The sequence below is a fragment of the Wolbachia endosymbiont of Madathamugadia hiepei genome, assembly GCF_013366855.1.
Classification (GTDB): Bacteria; Pseudomonadota; Alphaproteobacteria; order Rickettsiales; family Anaplasmataceae; genus Wolbachia.
The window spans coordinates 1-5,363 of the sequence record NZ_WQMP01000068.1; the positions used below are offsets into that span (position 1 = coordinate 1).

Annotated in this window: 3 protein-coding genes and 2 pseudogenes; 4 read left to right on the forward strand and 1 reads right to left on the reverse strand. The window is 34.5% G+C overall.

From position 1 onward, the window contains the following. The first annotated feature begins 177 nt into the window (after positions 1-177). The 3 genes and pseudogenes from GO685_RS03190 (at position 178) to tsaB (ending at position 3,175) form a co-directional block, all read left to right on the forward strand. Positions 178-1,348 (forward strand): annotated as a pseudogene (locus GO685_RS03190) (porin). 88 nt (positions 1,349-1,436) lie between these two features. Continuing rightward, complete coding sequence (locus GO685_RS03195; RefSeq protein ID WP_175937545.1) at positions 1,437-2,567, forward strand: cation:dicarboxylate symporter family transporter; 1,131 nt, start codon at positions 1,437-1,439, stop codon at positions 2,565-2,567. After that, positions 2,567-3,175, forward strand: a complete 609-nt coding sequence (tsaB, locus tag GO685_RS03200) for a tRNA (adenosine(37)-N6)-threonylcarbamoyltransferase complex dimerization subunit type 1 TsaB (protein ID WP_175937544.1) — start codon at positions 2,567-2,569, stop codon at positions 3,173-3,175. The genes GO685_RS03195 and tsaB overlap by 1 nt, the downstream gene beginning before the upstream one ends. Here tsaB and GO685_RS03205 read toward each other — a convergent pair whose 3' ends face one another. Continuing rightward, positions 3,176-3,796, reverse strand: a complete 621-nt coding sequence (locus GO685_RS03205; protein ID WP_175937546.1) for a DEAD/DEAH box helicase family protein — start codon at positions 3,794-3,796, stop codon at positions 3,176-3,178. It lies immediately after the preceding gene. A gap of 315 nt (positions 3,797-4,111) precedes the next feature. Here GO685_RS03205 and GO685_RS03210 point away from each other — a divergent pair. Continuing rightward, a pseudogene (locus GO685_RS03210) lies at positions 4,112-4,771 on the forward strand (class II aldolase/adducin family protein). Positions 4,772-5,363 lie beyond the last annotated feature (592 nt).

Consider the following 5,363-nt stretch of genomic DNA (forward strand, 5'->3'; position numbering starts at 1 on the left):
GTTTCTCTATTTGTAGCTAAGTTAAACTACCAGTTTTTGCTACATCTTTCCTTATTTTCTCATGATAAACTTTTTTCACAGAGACTAGCTGCACAGTACAAAATCTGATATTTTATGTAAAAAAGTTATCTTTTGTCTATATTGGATTTAAACTTGCATTTTTATAAAAGTTTATTCATGAAGTTGAGATACTGCCTAATAGCGCTGCTCTCGTTATTATTCTCGCAAAATAGTTCTAACGCTAGGGTAATTCTGGATAAGGGAATATTTTACGCAGAACTGGACGGAAAAATAGATTTGAGGTTTGGCTACGCTTTTAACAAAGATTCTTTCAATATTAAGCCTAAAGACAAGATTTCAAGTCATTCACACTCGCGCTTTCTTTACTTACAGCAGGTTTATCCGAATACTCAAATGGGGTTTAATGTTAAGGTAGGAGTTTCTGGTATCGCAAACCTAAAGGAGTTGGATATAACAAAACTAGGCATGGAGGAATGGTATTTTATCATAAAAAACCGGGGGCTTCGATCAATTGAGTATGGGAAAAGAAGTTTAGTCAGTCAAAGTATGCTGATCAATACTTCAAAAATTTATGTGGCTGCTGGAGGAGTAAATGGTTGGTGGACAAACTACGCAAATCTGCGTGGCGATGAAAAGAAGAGCATTGGTACTGGATACAATAAAGACAAAGTCTTTTGGGTTAAACCCAATATTTATAGTGATTATAATGGACTAGAGCTGAAATTAAAGCAACCAGCAACAAGCTATACCTCCCCTGAGATTTATAACTTTCAACTTGGGCTTAGTTATGTTCCAGGGAAGAATAACTTGTATTATAGCAATCTAGTTGCTGCTGGCCTTTCCTATAAGAACAGTTTGTCGGATGATATAAATTTTACTGCTGCTTTAACTGGTGAATTTGCAAGAGAAAATTTAACTGATTGTTCAGATGAAACTTCTGAAGGTTATAAGGGTTGTAATCAATTATTGCACTGGGATTTTGGTTTAAACCTGAAACTTTTCGATCTTGATTGCATTTTTTCATACGGTAATGGTGGTAAATCGGGCAAGAAATATAATCACGACTAATACGTATTATACGAATGCAGGTGTCGCTTACCGCTCTGATTCTTGCAAATTGAGCTTAACATATTTTAATAGTGGTCGGGATATTGCAGACAAAGGTACGAACAAATTAACATCATATGCTTTAAGCCTTAAAAGTTCTCTTTTTATGGGCAGTTCATACTATTTCGATATTGTAAAATTTAATGCCGAAGAGCCCATCGAAGAGTCTAAAAACAACTCAGGTTACGTGCTTTTGGCTGGATTGAAGTTGAGTTTTTGATAAATGCATTACAGCAGTTTAGGTAGTTTTGCTTTACTTGAAAACCAACTCACTGCATTATGTTCATAGAATATTGCTATATCAAAACATGCTACAACTGCTAACCTTACTCACTATTATTGCTTCAGTTGTATTTTTTGGTCATCTAGTTCCGATAGAAGCAAAAACCTTTTTGTATTCAGTGAGCTTAAGTATCAAAGAAATTTTGCTATTTATAATGCCTTTTGTTGTCTTTGCGTTAATCTTCAGCAGTATTAACAATCTTAAGCAGTCGGCTATAAAGTTTATATTACTACTTGTTATAATGATTTTCTTATCGAATCTAGCTTCAAGTTTAATTGCTTATTCAATTGGACATTTTGTCCTGCAAAACACTTATTCAATACAAGATATAACATATGAAGAAACAATTGCTCCTTTGTGGTCGTTTAAGCTGCCGCTACTCCTTTCTAACTTTCATGCTCTCACCTATGGATTTATGTCCAGTTTAATAGTGTCTGTTCTGCTGCCAAAAAAAAGCGAAGAGCTCTCGCGAAAAATGTCAGATTTAACTTTGTTTATTCCGAAAGTCTTTTTTATACCAGTCATTCCAGTATTCGTACTTGGGCTTGCTTTAAAAATGCAACATGATCGGGTTCTACCTATAATATTTAAAGATTGCTCAGTAATTTTTGTTATTATAGCATCCGTAACTTACTTTTATGTTTTTCTCTTATACGGAGCAGCAAATTCGTTTAAGATCACAGGCTGGATAACTAGCATAAGCAATATGATGCCAGCATTTATTACTGCGATGAGTGCAATGTCTAGCAATGCAACTATGCCACTTACTCTTGAAGGAAGCAAAAAAAATGTAAAGCAACCTGATGTAGCATCGTCTGTTATACCAATAACTGCTGGCTTTCATTTAGTAGGTGATTGCTTTTTTATTATAATATTATCGATGATAATAACTTCTGGTTATGCATTATCTATGACAGACTACGTAACTTTCCTTCTTTATTTTTTATTGTTTAAGTTTGCTATTGCTGCAATTCCAGCAGGAGGAATCGTGGTAATGCTGCCTATTCTTGAAAGGTACCTTAAATTCTCTCCAGAAATGCTCTCGTTAATCACAGCATTATATGTAGTGTTTGATCCAATAATAACTTCAGCAAATGTTATGGGCAATGGTGCTTTTACTATAATGTTTACAAAACTCTACGATAAGCTTAAGTAATGTCCATTCTAGCAATTGATACTGTAGGTGCTGGTAGTTCGGTAGCGATAATTGACCACGATGGCAATTGTTTTATAGAGCGCAATTCTACCAGCAATAGTCACGCAGAAACATTTTTTCAAATTTTGAACACTCTGTTCAATAAACACGATTATAACTACGATAAAATAGACCACTTAGTGGTGGTAGTTGGGCCGGGAAGTTTTACTGGAATTAGAGTTGGTATATCGGCTGCAAAAGGCTTAAATCTTGCTACGAATAAGCCGTTATACGGAGTGAATGCACTGGAAGTTCAGGCATATGCAATATCCTTGCTTTGTGCAAACAGCAAAAAAAATATCAGAGCTATAATCAAAAATACTCAGGGGTTTTACACGCAGTTATTTGATTTCAATTTATTGCCGCTGTCAGAGCCAGTTGCAGCCCAGTGCGTGATAGGTACTGGGACGACAGACAATAACTGCATCACATATGTGGATTGCAATTTACCAGAGTTAAGCGCTAGCCATGCAGGACTATTGGTCCGTTATAGGCTAGAAAATAAACAAAAATTAAATGGGGTCGACGCTCTATATTTAAATGAGCCCCAGTATATGAAATTATTGTAGTTAACCTTTTGCGTAAACTCTATCGATTTGACTAAGTCTGTACATCTGATTTGTTATTTCTTCGGCTACTTCTTTTATACTCATATTTGAACTTTCTATTTCTATTGCATTCGGCGGTATAAATAAATTACGAGTCCTAAATTTCTCTATAACACTACTCATGTTAGTAACCTTCCTATTTTCCCTTTGTCTTTTTAATTTAATGCGTTTTTGTAATGTAGGTAGGTCACACTTTAGCACTATAGGAAGAATTCTTGTATTCATTCTTTTACTAAGCTCTACTACTGAGTTATATATCCTTATATTGTAGTCGTTATTTTTCATCAATTCATCGATAAATATGTAATTTTTTGAATGAATTGGATAGGCTTCTATTGCCTGAAGCATAATTTGTGCAACGTTATATATTCTATCTTGGACTTCTTTAGGGATTTGGTCATATTCAAAGATATTATCATATATAGAGCGGATTTGAGTATTGTTGGAAAAGTTGCTGTTTACAATCAGTGCACCTATCATATTAGATAATTCTATTGCTGTAGAAAGCTTGCCACTTCCTGAAAAGCCAATAATATATACGAAAACTCCTGCTATCTGTTTCTTTGTATTAATATTTATCATGTTATTTATAATGTTAAAATCTATATTCATAATAACATGAAACTTAAACTTTAAAGCATTAAAAACATTATATAGAAAAATTATTTTTACAGTTAAGATATTATGTAATTCAGAGACATAAATTCCGTGCAAGTTCCATAGATTATGTAATAGAGAATTGCTTACTAGGAATTCCTCTTCCTAATTTACCTCCAAACTAAAAGTATGAGTTTACTACGAGCCTATTTTCTTGTATAAACTTTCAGAAGATCTTAGCTGAAAATTGTGTTGTTAACAAAGAGCGAGGTAAAAAGGGACTTAGTCTACGCCTATTAGATTTTATCTTACTTGGGACTGGATGACCATATATACGCTCACCTATCGGTGCGTTCTGAGGATCAAAAGTCGTTTTATATTTATCCATTTGGTATACGCTTTAACGAAGTGAATGAAAATTCATTAATGAAGGTGTCATTTGATGGAGATATTATTAAGGACAAAGAATATCAATATAATAAAACGGGTTATATAATCCACGGCTTTATTTATCAAGCAAGGAAAGATATTCAAGCAATTTTTCACTTACATACACCTTCTATTGTAGCAGTTTCCTCCCTCAAAGATGGGTTACTTCCAACAAGTTAGTGGGCACTGCATTTTTATAATAAGGTATCTTACCATGGTTATAATTCCCTGGCACTTGATGATACAGAAGGAAAAAGACTAATAGCTGATCTGAAAGAAAATTTTGTCATGTTAATGCGCAATCATGGATCTATAACGTGTGGTCGGACTATACAAGAAGCGATGTTTTATACATATCACTTAGAACAAGCGTGCAAAACTCAATGTTTAACATTAGCAATGAATAGGGAATTATCAATTCCAAGCGAAGAAATTTGCTCAAAAGCTGTAAAGGATCTTTTGTCTTTCGAAAGCAATCTTGGTGAAAGAGATTGGCACGCATGGGTTAGACTAATTAAAAGTAAGTTGTAAGAGGCTCTTCACACTATTATCTTTATTCCAGTACCCTCTTCTTGTCATCCAAGTAGCCGACACTGGTTCCTTCGGATATTGTCATGCCAGTGCCCAGACACTGGCATCCATTCTTTCCATAATAATTAATGTTATATTTTAACGTACAACGGCTACTTTTATACTCACCAACTTAATAAAATTTCTGGATGCCAGTGTCAGCTACTTGCATGATACCCTAGTGGTAGGCTCAAATCACAATATTCGTACAGTTGTGCGTCACGCGCTGGAATGACACCCTTCACAGGCTTTTGAATTGCTTTAGCTATAAATATTAAGAAATTTACCTAATAGAGAAAAAAAGCAAAAGAAACCCCAGTCGGTATTTATTTTCAGTATTGGCGTTTTTATGCCTTAAATGCTGCAATTTAGCTGCTTTTAAACGCAACTAGTCTAAGCTATAATATTTAAGAAATTTACCAGGCGGGAAAAAAAGACAATAAAACCCTGAGGTAGCTAGTTATTCCACTCTCTATTTTAAAATCCGGCGTTGGGTGATGTCTTAAACGACTTATAAGCGCGTTTCAGCTTGTATAGGTAAAAACCAGAAGCT

Bases quoted from the DNA above. Each gene is read 5' to 3' on its own strand.
- GO685_RS03195 (WP_175937545.1), top strand. From the start codon at position 1,437: ATGCTACAACTGCTAACCTTACTCACTATTATTGCTTCAGTTGTATTT.
- tsaB (WP_175937544.1), top strand. From the start codon at position 2,567: ATGTCCATTCTAGCAATTGATACTGTAGGTGCTGGTAGTTCGGTAGCG.
- GO685_RS03205 (WP_175937546.1), bottom strand. From the start codon at position 3,796: ATGATAAATATTAATACAAAGAAACAGATAGCAGGAGTTTTCGTATAT.